The sequence below is a fragment of the Roseburia sp. 831b genome, from assembly GCF_001940165.2.
Taxonomy (GTDB): domain Bacteria; phylum Bacillota; class Clostridia; order Lachnospirales; family Lachnospiraceae; genus Roseburia.
In genome coordinates, this window is the sequence record NZ_CP135162.1 from 1,840,215 (window position 1) to 1,854,341 (window position 14,127).

13 protein-coding genes are annotated in these 14,127 nt (G+C 39.3%); 5 read left to right on the forward strand and 8 right to left on the reverse strand.

All coding sequences use genetic code 11. The annotated features are described in order from the left end of the window. Position 1 precedes the first annotated feature (1 nt). Together BIV16_RS08465 and BIV16_RS08470 are read right to left on the reverse strand one after the other, a co-directional pair. Positions 2-667 carry a DUF6320 domain-containing protein gene (locus tag BIV16_RS08465; RefSeq protein ID WP_075681871.1) on the reverse strand — a complete coding sequence of 222 codons (666 nt, stop codon included), beginning with the start codon at positions 665-667 and terminating at the stop codon, positions 2-4. After that, positions 660-2,018: a hypothetical protein gene (locus BIV16_RS08470; protein WP_075681698.1), complete on the reverse strand. Its 1,359-nt coding sequence runs from the start codon at positions 2,016-2,018 to the stop codon at positions 660-662. The genes BIV16_RS08465 and BIV16_RS08470 overlap by 8 nt, the downstream gene beginning before the upstream one ends. 217 nt (positions 2,019-2,235) lie before the next feature. On the opposite strand from BIV16_RS08470, the gene BIV16_RS08475 reads away from it, so the two are divergent. Continuing rightward, positions 2,236-2,946, forward strand: coding sequence for a FadR/GntR family transcriptional regulator (locus tag BIV16_RS08475; protein ID WP_075681700.1), 711 nt, complete (start codon positions 2,236-2,238; stop codon positions 2,944-2,946). Here the strand turns inward: BIV16_RS08475 and BIV16_RS08480 are convergent. The 3 genes from BIV16_RS08480 to BIV16_RS08490 all read right to left on the reverse strand — a co-directional run bounded on the left by BIV16_RS08480 (position 2,939) and on the right by BIV16_RS08490 (position 8,551). After that, positions 2,939-4,681, reverse strand: a complete 1,743-nt coding sequence (locus BIV16_RS08480) for an ABC transporter ATP-binding protein (protein ID WP_075681702.1) — start codon at positions 4,679-4,681, stop codon at positions 2,939-2,941. The genes BIV16_RS08475 and BIV16_RS08480 overlap by 8 nt on opposite strands. Next, a complete protein-coding gene (locus BIV16_RS08485; RefSeq protein ID WP_075681704.1) occupies positions 4,682-6,436 on the reverse strand; it encodes an ABC transporter ATP-binding protein in 1,755 nt (584 codons plus the stop codon). A gap of 156 nt (positions 6,437-6,592) precedes the next feature. After that, on the reverse strand, positions 6,593-8,551 hold the full coding sequence (locus BIV16_RS08490) for an ATP-binding cassette domain-containing protein (protein ID WP_075681706.1): 1,959 nt from the start codon (positions 8,549-8,551) through the stop codon (positions 6,593-6,595). A gap of 189 nt (positions 8,552-8,740) precedes the next feature. Here BIV16_RS08490 and BIV16_RS08495 point away from each other — a divergent pair, with 189 nt between their 5' ends. Beyond that, positions 8,741-8,899, forward strand: coding sequence for a hypothetical protein (locus BIV16_RS08495; RefSeq protein ID WP_159435955.1), 159 nt, complete (start codon positions 8,741-8,743; stop codon positions 8,897-8,899). A gap of 3 nt (positions 8,900-8,902) precedes the next feature. Here the strand turns inward: BIV16_RS08495 and BIV16_RS08500 are convergent, their stop codons facing one another. The 3 genes from BIV16_RS08500 to BIV16_RS08510 all read right to left on the reverse strand — a co-directional run bounded on the left by BIV16_RS08500 (position 8,903) and on the right by BIV16_RS08510 (position 11,067). Further along, positions 8,903-9,028 carry a hypothetical protein gene (locus BIV16_RS08500; protein WP_278335611.1) on the reverse strand — a complete coding sequence of 42 codons (126 nt, stop codon included), beginning with the start codon at positions 9,026-9,028 and terminating at the stop codon, positions 8,903-8,905. A 376-nt stretch (positions 9,029-9,404) separates the two neighbouring features. Next, complete coding sequence (gene lnu(C), locus BIV16_RS08505; RefSeq protein WP_075681710.1) at positions 9,405-9,899, reverse strand: lincosamide nucleotidyltransferase Lnu(C); 495 nt, start codon at positions 9,897-9,899, stop codon at positions 9,405-9,407. A gap of 193 nt (positions 9,900-10,092) precedes the next feature. Further along, on the reverse strand, positions 10,093-11,067 hold the full coding sequence (locus BIV16_RS08510; RefSeq protein WP_075681712.1) for a hypothetical protein: 975 nt from the start codon (positions 11,065-11,067) through the stop codon (positions 10,093-10,095). A gap of 386 nt (positions 11,068-11,453) precedes the next feature. Here BIV16_RS08510 and BIV16_RS08515 point away from each other — a divergent pair, with 386 nt between their 5' ends. From BIV16_RS08515 to tnpC, 3 genes are all read left to right on the forward strand, one after another. After that, positions 11,454-11,843 carry a hypothetical protein gene (locus BIV16_RS08515; RefSeq protein WP_075680043.1) on the forward strand — a complete coding sequence of 130 codons (390 nt, stop codon included), beginning with the start codon at positions 11,454-11,456 and terminating at the stop codon, positions 11,841-11,843. Next, positions 11,833-12,195 carry an IS66 family insertion sequence element accessory protein TnpB gene (gene tnpB, locus BIV16_RS08520; RefSeq protein WP_075680044.1) on the forward strand — a complete coding sequence of 121 codons (363 nt, stop codon included), beginning with the start codon at positions 11,833-11,835 and terminating at the stop codon, positions 12,193-12,195. The genes BIV16_RS08515 and tnpB overlap by 11 nt, the downstream gene beginning before the upstream one ends. Positions 12,196-12,474: 279 nt before the next feature. After that, a complete protein-coding gene (gene tnpC / locus BIV16_RS08525) occupies positions 12,475-14,076 on the forward strand; it encodes an IS66 family transposase (RefSeq protein WP_075680494.1) in 1,602 nt (533 codons plus the stop codon). The last annotated feature ends 51 nt before the right edge of the window (positions 14,077-14,127 follow it).

Consider the following 14,127-nt stretch of genomic DNA (forward strand, 5'->3'; position numbering starts at 1 on the left):
TCTATCGAACATGAAATCTTCTTCGCAGTTCTGTTCTCGCTCTCCTGTCACCAATAATCACGGTTCCAAGGAATAAAAAGACAGAAAATGCCAGTGCAATCTGACTTAAAAGTGGAGCTGTCACAAGCCCGACTGCTGCAAAAATAACCGGAACAACACTGCATACCATCATAAAAATCTGTAGCATCATGTAACTTTGCCAATTTCTCCTGTTGATTAACATTAACAGCAAAATTCCGACATCCACTGCAATGATTCCAGATGGCAGCACATAATTTAAGGACCAGCCATGATATCCAACTACAAAATCAATTGCAACCATCATCAAAATCATAATCATCATCAATACGACAATCTTGATACGGTATCCGGTTCTTCCTAAAATTGCAAACCGAATCAGAAGATATCCGTATAGGAAGATCATTCCTGTAATCACACTCCACCACATTTTGGGTGCTGTGACATAATTGATATAAAGCAGAAGCGCTTCTGTCAAAATTGCAAGGAACAGATAAATTCTTCCAAACAACATCATTTTTCTTGCCTTTAACCTGACGTTTGGATACATATTTTCCACTTCCACGGTCTGTTCTAATACACAATTACAAAGCGGACAACGTTCTGTCTCATCTATTACTTCTATGTTACATTTGTTACATCTACTCATAATGAACACCATTGCTTTCTATCTCTATTTGAATTCCATCACTTGCAATCTGTCTGAAAAATCCTCTTTGTACCGAAGGGTCCACAAGGTCATAGCTGAAACTGAACACCAATGTGTCCTTGTACGAACAGATGGTACCTTTTAAATGCTGCCCTTTTGACATTGCAAGAAACGAGTGAAACATCTCGATATAAGGCTCATACTCCTTTGCGACCTTGATATTTCCGATGTTTGTTACCGTTGCCGTATTCGCAAGTGCAGAGGATGTATACACATACCGCATCGCCAGATTTTTCAAAAACAACGGAACCACACGCGCTAATATCTGTTTTTCGTTCGATACATTATAGGAAAACAGTTTTTCCAGGTTCTCCTTATTAATCTGTGACCTTAAACTCTCTTTTACAATTCCAACCACCTCTTCAAAGGTATAAAATTCTTTGGTTGGATGAAATTCTGCCGATACCATAACAAAAAAGTTCTTTGTCGTGACGGAATTAAAATAGGGACGCAGGTTGACAGGAACCGCCACGCGAATCGGCTTCTTCGACGGCATGGCATGAAGACATTCTGTATACACGCTCCAGATATAACAGGACACGAGATACTCATTGATGCTGACGCCATAGCGGTGGCTGACTTCTTTTAATGCAGCAACCGACATGTATCCGTGCATCACACCAAACTCTCCGGTAGACAGCTTTTCCCCTTTTATCAGATAGGCTTTCTTTCTCTGATATCCATTCGCAGAACCTTTTTTGTAATTCTTTAAAAAACTGTCCTCCCGGTTTAAAGAGGTATCTGTGTGCAGGGAATCCCCATATTTTTCCGATAATTCCGGATGTACCAGACGCAGATACTGATAGGTCAGCTCCTTCAAAAAGTTGATACCGCCCATTCCGTCTGTCAATACATGAAACACCTCAAGATTGATTCGGTATTTATAGTAAGTTACGCGAAACATATAACTGTGATTTCGATTCTGTACAATAAAACGACATGGGTAGTTGCTTTCCTCACGCACTCTTGGTGCCGCTTTCCCATTCTCTTCAAAATAATACCAGAATACGCCTCTGCAAAGCCTTAGATTAAATCCGTCAAACTTCGGAAGCACAATATCCAATGCTTTCTGCAAAAATTCTGGCTGTACCAATTCATTCAATGTTACGCTGATTCGATAAACATTGCTCATGCTTTCCCCTGCAATCACGGGGAACAAATGTGCTGTATTATCAAGCCGGTCCCATCTGATATCCCTGGTTCTGACTTTTTCTTTCTTTCTGGAATTTTTATTTTCATCCGCACCATTTTCTATGGTTGCGTTTTCCTCAGAATCCATCTTTTTTTTCATATTAATTAAATCTCCATTCTTGCGTTTTTCTTTACGCATTCATAGCTGGACTATTACAATATTATACTAAAATTACGATAAAATTTCAATTCTACAACACGTTTTAAAAAGTATTCCATTTTCCAAAAGAGTTCTTGATTTTTTCCATTTTTTCTCATAAAATAAAATCGAACTATCTGGTCTGTCCAGTAGTCCACTTGTAGAAAGGATGATACCTATGGAATTTCGAAAATTAGAAGCACCTTCTTTAAAAGAATTGTTTATCAGTGAACTTGAAAATATGATTATTTCCGGGAAATTACAGATTGGAGAACGTCTCCCAAGTGAGCGCGAACTTGCAAACTCGATGCAGGTCTCCCGTGCTGTCGTAAATTCTGGAATCGCAGAGATGGAAAAGAAAGGATTTTTAATCGTAAAACCGCGAATTGGAACCTTTGTCGAAGATTACCGCAGAAACGGAACGTTAGAAACTTTAGTGTCTGTCATTAATTATAACGGTGGAATGATGCAGCAAAGAGACATCCGCTCCTTACTTGAAGTGCGCATTATCTTCATGACACTTGCCTCAAAGCTTGCCATCGCACATGCCTCCGACGAGGAAATCAAAGGATTAAAACCATATCTGGAACGTCTTGGACAGTCTACTACCGCAGAGGACGCTGCCTGTGCCGTTTTCCAGTTCAGCCATGAATTGGCTTTTATCAGTGGAAATACCTTACTTCCGCTGTTCTTTATCTCATTCCGTGAACTGGTTACAAGCCTTTGGGTCCGCTACTGCCATAACCATGGAATCCCACAGCTTTATCAGAATACAGCCACCATTTATGAATATCTCATCAAACGTGATGCCGATGGAGTCGTAGAATTTATCACAGTCTCCACCGAAGATACCATCGATGGAGACCGTACCATCTACAAAGCTAATTAGCGAACTGGCTTTGATACAATTTTGCATAAAATCCATTCTGGGCAAGCAGTTCTTCATGCTTGCCTTTTTCTATGATGTGACCATCCTTCATCACAAGAATCACATCTGCCTCCTGAATGGTAGAAAGACGATGTGCCACAATAAAGCTGGTGCGTCCCTTCATCATCTTAGCAAATGCCTTTTGAATCTTCATCTCCGTTCTTGTGTCAATTGAGGACGTTGCCTCATCTAAAATCAGCATCGGTGGCAGACAAAGCATAACCCTTGTGATACAAAGGAGCTGTTTTTGTCCTTGCGACAGATTGCCTCCGTCCTCACCAATCACGGTATCGTAGCCATCCGGCAAACGCTTGATAAAGCTGTGCGCATGGGATGCCTTTGCTGCCTCAAGTATCTCCTCCTCGGTTGCATCCGGTTTTCCCATTACGATATTTTCACGAATCGTTCCTGCTTTTAGCCAGGTCTCCTGCAATACCATTCCGTAATTTTTACGAAGACTTTTTCTTGTCATTTCCATAATCGGAACACCCGAAACACGAATCTGACCATCGTTTACATCATAGAAACGCATTAATAAATTAATCAGGGTTGTCTTTCCGCATCCGGTCGGCCCAACAATCGCAACACGCTGTCCTGGTTTTACGGATAAGTTAAAATCTTCAATTAATTTTTGTTCCGGCACATAGGAAAAAGAAACATGCTCTAACTCGACGCTGCCATCTGCATTTTCCAGTTCAATGGCATCCGGTGCATCCGGAACTTCCGGCTCTTCCTCAATCAGTTCAAAAATTCTTGCTGCGCAGGCAATCGCATTCTGCAATTCTGTCACAACACCGGAAATCTCATTGAACGGTTTTGTATACTGATTTGCGTAACTTAAAAGGCTCGCTAGCTGTCCAACGGAAATACCGCCTGCAATCGCAAGGAACGCTCCTACCACTCCTACCACTGCGTACACAATACTGTTGACAAACCGTGTCGCCGGATTCGTAATACTGGAGAAGAAAATCGCACGCAAGGAGCACGCTCCTAGCCTGTCGTTGATTTCATCAAATTGATCCATTGCCTCTTTTTCATGGCTAAATGCCTGTACCACCTTCTGGTTTCCCACCATTTCTTCGATAAAGGCAGTCTGTTCTCCCCTTGTCTTTGACTGAAGCTGGAACATGGAATAGGTCCTTTTTGCAATAAAACTTGCTACAAACAAAGACACTGGCGTAATTACAACGACCGCAAGTGTGATTTTAATATTGATGGTAATCATAAAAACAAGTGTGATAACAATCGTTAACACGCCGGAAAAAAGCTGGGTAAATCCCATCAGAAGTCCGTCCGCAAACTGATCAACATCCGCAATCACACGGCTGACAATCTCTCCGTAAGAATGTGCATCTAAAAATTTTAACGGCAGATGTTCTAATCGCTCAAATGCATCCTTTCGGATATCCCTTACGATGTGATAGGTCATGTGGTTATTGCAGACATTCATAAGCCACTGGGCTGCTGCTGTTAAAAAAATAACAATCGCCATTTTCTTTAAAATAACTGCTATTCCAACAAAATCAACAAGTCCTTTTGCAAGAATAAAATCCACAGCCTGACCTGTTAAAATCGGAATGTAAAGCGTCAGCACTACGGTTGCAGCCGCCAGCAAAACAGACGCCCCCAGATACATCCAGTAATTTCTGATGTATGTTAAAACTTTTCGTATGGTTTTTCCTCTATAATCCTTCATCTATCGTCCCTCCTGTGCTGCACTCTTTTTCGGAAACTGGGACTCATAAATTTCCCGATAAATCTCACAGGTTTTCAATAATTCCTCATGAGTTCCCATTCCAACCAGATTTCCATCATCCATGACCAGGATTTTATCTGCATGCATGAGCGATGCAGCCCTCTGGGACACCAAAAAGACTGTGGTATTTTTCATTTCACGAATTGCCTCACGGAGTTTCGCATCGGTTGCATAATCAAGGGCAGAAGCGCTGTCATCTAAAATTAAAATCTCCGGCTTTTTCACAATCGCTCTTGCAATCGTAAGTCTTTGTCTTTGACCACCGGAAAGATTTTTTCCACCCTGCTCAATCTCATAATCAAGCCTGCCTTCCTTCGCATCTACAAATTCTTTTGCCTGGGAGATACGAAGTGCTTCCTCTAACTCTTCCTCGGTTGCATCCTTCTTTCCCCACATCAGATTCTCACGGATGGTTCCTTTAAAAAGAACCGCTTTTTGCTGCACAATCCCAACCATATCGCGGAGTACCTCAACCGGATAATCTTTTACATTCATTCCATTGATGCGGACCTCACCTCTTGTGACATCATAAAATCTTGGAATCAGATGCACCACGGAAGATTTTCCGGAACCGGTTCCTCCGATAATTCCGATTGTTTCCCCACGTCTGACCGTAAAGTTCAAATCTGACAGCGCTTCCTCACCTGCTTTTTCATATGAAAGTCCGACTCCGTCAAAAGAAAGAATTTCGTCGCTCTTTCTTCCCTCTTCCAGCGCACTCTGCCACTGCTTGGATGGTTTGCTCACAATCGACGGGCTAAGTTCCAGGATACCCTGGATACGATTTCCACATGCAATCGCTTTTGTCACTGTAATAATAAGATTAGCTAATTTTATAAGTTCTACTAATATCTGTGACATATAGTTCACAAGGGCTACTACTTCACCCTGTGTGATAATTCCCTGGTCAACCTGCACCGCTCCCGTGTAAATCAGGACGATGGTTGCGCCGTTGATGATGATGTAGGTCACCGGATTCATCAGTGCCGATATTTTTCCGACATAGAGCTGCATTCTTGTCAAAAATTCGTTGCTCTCATGAAAATGTTCCATCTCGTCCGCTTCTTTTCGGAAGGCACGAATTACCCTTGTACCGGTCAAATTCTCTCTTGTGATTCCCAAAACGTTATCTAACGCAGACTGCACCTTGCGGTATAATGGAATACTGATAATCATAATGCCAAACACCACAATCGAAAGTAACGGTATCGCCACCACAAAGACAAGCGCTGCCTTTACGTTGATGGTGAAAGCCATAATCATCGCACCAAAGACGATAAACGGTGAACGCAGAAACAAGCGCAAAACGAGGTTTACACCGGATTGCACCTGATTGATATCACTGGTCATTCTTGTAATCAGTGTTGATGTTCCGACAACATCCATCTCCGTAAAAGAGAGCGTCTCAATATGGGAAAATAAAACATGTCTTATTTTGGTTGAAAAACCAACCGCCGCTTTTGCCGCATAATACTGTGCCGTTATGGAACAGGTAAGACCGATTAAGGCAAGTGCAATCAGCACAAAACACATCTTTACCACATAATTGCCATCCTGCATTCCAATTCCATGGTCAATAATCGCCGCCATTACAAGTGGGACAATCAATTCGAATGACGCCTCTAACAGTTTAAAAAGAGGTCCTAATACACTTTCTTTTTTATAATCTTTCAGATAAATTAATAACTTTCTCACGTCAGGTTCCCCGATTCTTTTCTTTTTTTATCCTTTACATATTGCCACATTTTATGTCATTTTTCAATAAAGTTAGCCGTTTTTTCGGTTCCTTATAAAAGAAAAACAGAACGGTTCTCAAAGAAGCTTCCGTTCTGTTTTCTGTCAAAACTTAGATTAATTTTTAACACCCATCGTCTTTTTCGTATATTCCGTGTAAATTCTGTGATAGAGTCCTTCTTTTGCCATCAGTTCTTTATGTCTTCCATGTTCCGAAATCGTACCATTCTCAAGCACATAGATATCCTCTGCAAACTGTGAAATAATATTCATCTTATGTGAAATAATAATCCCTTTCATCCCAGTCGTGTACGCTTGTAATACATTCAGACATTTTCCTTCGGAAATGGCATCTAAGCCGGTAAACGGCTCATCCAAAATAAAATAATTTCCATATTCTGGAAGAAGGAAACGGGCAATTGCGATTTTGTTCTTTTCTCCTCCTGAAATCTTACAGCCTCTCTGTCCAAACTTTCTTCCCTCTAAATCTAATAATTCTAAATCCGATAACAGCCTATTATATTTTTCTTCCAAATAATAATGTCTTGCCATTTCTATCTTAGCAGTCCATTCCACAAACCATGTCTTATCTTCTGGTAATTCTTGTACAATACACTCCAGAACAGAGCTATCCTGCACTTGTGCATAATTCAGCAAAAAGAGTTCCCTTAGCAGCTCCCTTTCTGGTTTTTCCAACCGTATTTTCTCCTTTCGGTTCCATGCTTTAAGCGTATCATAGAGTTTTTGCACACAGTCCTTACATTCACTTTCTTTTTTTACATATGCCTCAGCAGAAATTCCTGCTTTTCCAAGTGTAATGTTAAACTCCAGATTTCCGTTAAACATTTCCGGTTCCTGCGGAGCATAGCGTATTGCCGTCTGAATCAGATATCTGCTGATATCTGAAGTCTGTTTTTCACCATAACAGCACACACCATCTGTCGGAAGCAGCTCACCCAGTACCATTTTTATAATCGTAGATTTTCCCTCTCCAGAAAGACCAACAACCCCAATTTTCGCACCAACCTCCATCGAGAGTCCGCTTAATGCCTTTTTCCCCGAAGCATTTTCGTATGAAAAAGAGCAATTTTTTAATGCAAGTGCTTCTCCATCTGGAATTTTAAGCCGTAATTCCGGGCACAGACTGTCTTTTATTTTGTTATAAAACATCGTAAATTGGTGTTTGTTGGAATTATACTGTTTCAAAAGCGTGATTGGAACAAAGATGGTTGAAAAATAAGAAAGCATCGCAATAAAAGACGCTATCTCCATTTTTCCTGCATTCATCTGACAGACAGAGACTATAAAAAATATGGACAGTGCCAGAATCCGGATTCCTCCCAATGCAGACACCGATGCCGAATTAATCGTATTTGCCTGTTTCATGAATCCGTCTCTTTCATCAAAAATCTGATAAATCTCTTTCATGTATCGGTTTATATCTGCAAATCCCATAACACTTAGGCGATTTTCAATGCACTCAAGCACACGCGGGTTTGCCTCATAAATCTTTTCCCGCGCCGCCTGAAACTTTTTGATAAACGCTTTATCACTGACAAAATGTAACACTATCATCACGAGATAGGACACCATAACAATTCCGACAAATGCCTTCGACCACTGTGCTGTAATAACCAAAATTACAATTGTAGAGATGCATTGGAAAAAGATATTTACAATATTCGTTTCGAGCAGATTCGAAATATGTTCCGAATCTCCAAACACGCTTACCATATAAGCTCCAGGTCCCTTGGATTCAATAATGGGATTTTTGTTTTTCAATGCAGATTCAATCAGTTCCTCCTGAAGTGCTCTCTGAAGCGTCCGCTCCAAATGGCTCAATAAAACAGACTCAGCAATGACTGCCAGTACCCCCGCCACCCCACATAAAAAATAAATACAGATGTAGGAAATCTTCAGTTGCGAATTGGTCATTCGTTCAATCATCTCTTTCTGCGAAATCGGGATGAGAACCATAGAGCAGTTATTCACGAAAGATGTGAAAAAATTCAACAAAAAACACATTTTTGCTTTACGGTTAAATCTTTTCCATGCAAATCTATAAAATTTTATCATCTTGCTGTCCCTTCTATTGATGCATCATAAGATGAATCAGTAACAAGAATAGCATCTTACAGCTACTCTTCACAGCTACATTATATCTGTATTTCAATTATTTTAAAGGGACGTTTTAGGTCTATATTTCCGACCTAAAAAGTCCCTTTACATTTATAATACTAAACAAATCTAAGGAGGTTTTTCATTATGAAATATTACAAAAAATTGGTTACATCTTTAATAATAATTCTATTTGTTTCCTATATGCCAACCGTAGCATCAATGCACAATAGCAGTCAATCCTCAACTGCAAGTTTTTCCACCATAATGCCTTATAATAATGTATTTGAAGATGACAAAGAATAATACTTATACCAAATATTTTTTTATAACAGATGCGTTGCGCTTAATATAAAACATTTCGCTGATACAGAGCGCATATTCAAAATACTTACGATACTGCTGCTTCATAAATTTATTTTTCTTTTTTGCCATCTCATCATATATCCACCCTATCTCAAACAAGAAATCATACAATTTACTTGCATCACCTGAATTAAAACAATATTCAATTCCTTTCGCAGCAATTTTCAATGCTTCATCGTAGGAGGTATCAACAATACAAATTTTCCTTTATTTTACTGTGTTTTCAGATTTTGTATTTTAGGTTTTTATACTAATTTATACGAATTTTTTACATTCAAAACGCTCCGTATATTGCTTTATAAAATTTTATAAATTATAATTTATTTAATCCCATATGGGAGAAGTAATCGCTATGCAATACTGCATGCTAAAGTATAGATACAAAAAACATCTAGCATATACTAGATGTTTTTTGTTGCCTAGAATCACAAACTGGGATTTGCAGTTATCTATACTCATTCGGAATTTCGATATGAAATGTCTCACACAATAGCTTCACATCATGCACATCATTCTCATCAAATTCGTATCCCAGATGGAACATTACTTGACTATATGGTTCAATACATGAAACCTCTATCTCCTCAATTTTTCCTTTGCCCGAAAAAGTTTCTATCGGAAAACAATCCCCCTCATAAAGAATTTCACCTTCGCCCGTATATTCAAAACAATGCAAATCAACAATTCTGTTTTTCGCATCTTCCCATACAGTATGGTTCAATGTTGTATATTCCATCTTAATCTCATAAAAGTCATTAGCTTTCATCATCTCTATAAAGTTCTGATAATCTTTCTTTTCTACAAAAATATCAATATCGTTATGGACTCTTGACGGATATCCAAGCAACGCATCTACACCCCATCCACCATCAAGAAAGACTTTAATCTCCGCATCTATCGAGAGTTGAAGAATCTGCTTTACATCTGTTATATTAACCATCTTATCATCTCCGCAAATTCAAGTTTATCTTTCTGATTATACTATAATCCTATCCACATGAAAAGCAGAAATAATCAAGGGGAATTGATAAGAAGTGCATTATCAATCCCCCCACTTAATTATATTCCATTCCTGCATATCAAGGGTTGCCCTACGGCGTATCGTGGCAAAATGCCACTTGCCCCTTGACATGCTACTGCTTCAGATAATGCGTTACTGTAACCTCTAATCTTTCATGCCCCAACGCACAAGTACAAATGTAAGCCTCATCTCTATCGAATGTCTGCTTGTTCTCACCCCTTGTCGTATATGTACCGCTTTGTATCTCGTAAGTTCTGCTTTCTCCCGTTTCCTTATCCTTTATAATTTTGTACTCATGCCTTGTCGGATATTTTGCTAATATCTTGTCTTTAAAATCTTTGTCCTGCTCTACAGCCTTGTATAATTCTCTCGCATAATCTCCTCTATACCCATGAATATCTGCCGAATGCGATATTTTGTGAAATAGCTTTGTGTTTCTATCTTTTCCTACAAGATACTTCTCTACATATTCTCGATATTTAGGGAGAATAGGTGCAATTCTATCTCTACCTCCTTTACTTTTTTCTATCTTGACCCACATCACATCATTTCTATCCGTATAGAATTTTGCAGGTGTTAACTTCTCCAAATCACATCTTCTACAGCCAGTTGCTTTCGCAAATGTCACAAGGTCTATATGTCTTTCTTCGCTAAAATGTTTGTCCTGCTCCTTTTCCCCTCGTGAGCGAACAATGTCTTTTGTATCTCGTTTTGGCATATCTATTTCAATCTTTTCTCCGTAGAGTTTTGATAATGCCGAACGCTCCATTTTTGCAGTCCACACACTCACTCTATCTACATCAAGTCTATATTGTATATACTCTTTTGCAAATTCCTTGCAATTGTTTATATCAGCCTTTCTGTTAATGTCTTTTTCTTCCTGCAACCACTTTCCAAACCTTTGGCATGCCTTTTGATATGTATCGAATGTATCATATGAATGTATTTTATCATCAGTCATTCCAAATCTATATTCAGTTCCCTTTTCTTCTCTTAATTGTTGTTTCGCTTCATGACGACTTTCTCCAAATCCTTGCTTGCCATAAAGTATATTATTTATCTGTCTTTCTATTGTGCTTCTTCCCATAATACTATTCCCCCTAAATTTTGTTAAACTGAATCGCTTACGCAATTACTTTCAACTCGTTTTTTGAAGTGTTGAGGCTCACTTTTGAACAAAATAAAGCAACCGACAAAATGCCGCTTGCTTTCAAAACTTTTCTTTTCCTTATTCAGTTCTAATTTTCCTTTTCTCCTTTTTTAATAATTGTTATATCTTACACTTAAAAATCTATACTTAAAATGTTTGTTTCAAACATATTGCCTTAACTTATACTTGTAAACGCACCATAGTGCGTATATAGATTGCGCTATGAAAATTTGAGAAAATAGACCCAACAATTAATATTCATCAAAAAAGTTTAGTCTAAAAAGTTTAGTCTAAACTTTTTTGACACAAGGAGGGCTTCTATTATGAAATCTCAAACATCTATAGCATCACGCAATTGTCGTATACAAGAATGGGCTCAAATGATTCAAGATTGTAACAATCGGCCTGTTGGAATGTCTGTCAGCGAATGGTGTCAGGAACATTCTATTACCACCGCAAACTATTATTACCGAATGACTCAGGTTCGCAAAGCCTGTTTGGATTCGCTTCCAAGCGAGGTTGTTGAACAAGCGATTGTTCCTGTTCCTACCAATCTAATGACAAATGGTAATTATTCTTTTGCAGAAACAAATCAAGAGTGCGATGAATCATTTATTGAACTTTCAGCGCATGGTGTGACTCTTCGTGTTACAGAAAACACATCATCTTCACTTTTATCAAAAGTTCTTGGGGTGCTTGCCCATGTTGAATGATGCCACTTGTTTTAAACAGATTTATATCGTTTGCGGCTACACGGATCTCCGTTTTGGCTTGGATTCATTAGCTTCTATCATCGAATCCAAAACAGGAAGTAGCCCGTACGTTCCTGATACGCTTTACCTTTTCTGTGGTCGCAAGACTGACAGAATCAAAGGATTGGTGTGGGAAAAGGACGGATTCTTGCTCTTGTATAAGCGCCTAGAGAAAGGGAACTTCGTGTGGCCAAGAAATGAATCCGAAGTACGAGCACTTACCAGTCAGCAATTTCGTTGGCTCATGGAAGGTCTAACAATTTTTCCAAAGAAAACGGTTCAAGAGATCCGACCGCCAGAACATATGGCATAATGATTGTGCAAAAGGTAGAAATTTCAGGGGCATCATTCCTGGGTTCTAATATGGTAATTACAATCATCTGTAAGTCCAGTATTCTGCATTATTAGCGTGTTATTGCGCTTTTAGGTAATTGTAATTTATATCCATTGTTTTGAAAACTCTGCATTTACAAGGTCTACAAATCCCTTGTGGGAGCTTACAGGCATAGGCAATTTGCCGAATTTTGAAACGAACAACATTCGCAATTTAAGTCCATATCCGCTATAATAGACCTTAGAAAAGAGGTACATTATGGCGATGGAATATACAGAAGAACAATTGAATAATTTTGACAAGGCTACCCTTATTCAACTGTTTTTGGCACAACAATCACAACTCAAAGATATTGATCGGAAACTGCAACTGTTGTTGGAACAGGTCGCTGTATTGAACAATAACCGTTTTGGGAAGTCATCTGAGAAACTTGATGTAGATAACCAGATCAGCTTCTTAGAGGTTGATGGCAATATCGTTTATTTTAATGAAGCAGAAGCTGTTGCAGCCCTTGAATGCTCAGAGGAAGAAGAAACATCGAAACCTCATAGTAAAAAGAAAAAGGGGAAACGCGCTGCTGACATCAAAGGTCTTCCAATCGTTCCGGTTGAACACAAGATGACGGAAGACGAGTTAATCGACGAATTCGGAGAAGATGGCTGGTATCAGCTTGAAGATGAAGTATACCATCGCTATCGTTTTACCCCAATGAAGATTGAAATCGAAGAACATCACGTTGGCGTGTATAAATCTAAAAAGGACAATCATTTCAAAAAGGCAGATCATCCTGCTTATTTACTAAGAAACAGTCTTGTTTCACCATCTTTGCTAGCAGGCATTTGGAATGCCAAATATGTTAATGCAGCACCTCTTTATCGTCAGGAACAGGAATTCCAAAGAATGGGTCTTAACATCGATCGCGCGGATATGGCTCATTGGACCATTCTATGTGCAGAGAGATATCTCTCAATCTTTTATGATTATCTGCACGAGAAAATGTATGACTATCATGTCTTACAAGCAGATGAGACTCCGGTTCTTGTTTCAAAAGAAAACAGAACTACCGGAAATAAGCATTACATGTGGGTATACCGTACAGGAAAGATGTATCTGAATAAGCAGATCATCTTGTACGAGTACCAACCATCTCGTAATGCCAGTCATCCACGAGCTTTTCTTAAAGATTTTCAAGGAATTTGTCTGACGGATGGCTATCAGGTCTACCATACGATTGAAAAAGAACGCGAAGACCTGAAAATCGCTGGGTGCTGGGCACATGCAAGACGTCGCTTCGATGAGGCTGTTAAGGCTCTACCAAAGGCAAACCAGAAAATGTCTCTTGCATATCTGGCATTGAAGCAAATCCAAGCAATCTATCGCGAGGAGAACAAGCTTGGGGACATGAATCCGGATGAACGCCTGAAACATCGTCAGTTGACTGTAAAGCCACTGGTGGATGCTTATTTTGCATGGGCAAAACAGAATCTCATGTCTGTTCCGCCGAAGAGTAAGACAGCAAATGGATTTACTTACTCCTTGAATCAGGAAAAGTATTTGAGAACATTCCTTGAAGATGGAGAAGTGCCAATCGATAACAATTCGGCAGAACAGGCAATTCGGCCATTCTGTGTAGGCAAGAAAAACTGGGTTATGATTGATACCATCGCAGGGGCAGAAGCAAGTGCAATCATTTACAGCATTGCAGAAACTGCAAAGGCTAACGATCTAAAACCTTATAATTACTTTGAATATCTTCTGACAGAGATTCCAAAGCACATGGATGACCATGATGCAAGTTTTTGTGAAGATCTGCTTCCTTGGTCAGACAAGCTACCAAAGGAATGCAGAAAGCAACTTTAAAACCAACGCCGCTCTTTGGAGCGGCTAATCAAGTATTAGTACCGACTATGG

What these genes read in the sequence shown, in the direction of transcription:
- BIV16_RS08465 (WP_075681871.1), bottom strand. Translation starts at nt 667, where the DNA reads ATGAGTAGATGTAACAAATGTAACATAGAAGTAATAGATGAGACAGAA.
- BIV16_RS08470 (WP_075681698.1), bottom strand. Translation starts at nt 2,018, where the DNA reads ATGAAAAAAAAGATGGATTCTGAGGAAAACGCAACCATAGAAAATGGT.
- BIV16_RS08475 (WP_075681700.1), top strand. Translation starts at nt 2,236, where the DNA reads ATGGAATTTCGAAAATTAGAAGCACCTTCTTTAAAAGAATTGTTTATC.
- BIV16_RS08480 (WP_075681702.1), bottom strand. Translation starts at nt 4,681, where the DNA reads ATGAAGGATTATAGAGGAAAAACCATACGAAAAGTTTTAACATACATC.
- BIV16_RS08490 (WP_075681706.1), bottom strand. Translation starts at nt 8,551, where the DNA reads ATGATAAAATTTTATAGATTTGCATGGAAAAGATTTAACCGTAAAGCA.
- BIV16_RS08495 (WP_159435955.1), top strand. Translation starts at nt 8,741, where the DNA reads ATGAAATATTACAAAAAATTGGTTACATCTTTAATAATAATTCTATTT.
- BIV16_RS08500 (WP_278335611.1), bottom strand. Translation starts at nt 9,028, where the DNA reads ATGGCAAAAAAGAAAAATAAATTTATGAAGCAGCAGTATCGTAAGTAT.
- BIV16_RS08510 (WP_075681712.1), bottom strand. Translation starts at nt 11,067, where the DNA reads ATGGGAAGAAGCACAATAGAAAGACAGATAAATAATATACTTTATGGC.
- BIV16_RS08515 (WP_075680043.1), top strand. Translation starts at nt 11,454, where the DNA reads ATGAAATCTCAAACATCTATAGCATCACGCAATTGTCGTATACAAGAA.
- tnpB (WP_075680044.1), top strand. Translation starts at nt 11,833, where the DNA reads ATGTTGAATGATGCCACTTGTTTTAAACAGATTTATATCGTTTGCGGC.
- tnpC (WP_075680494.1), top strand. Translation starts at nt 12,475, where the DNA reads ATGGCGATGGAATATACAGAAGAACAATTGAATAATTTTGACAAGGCT.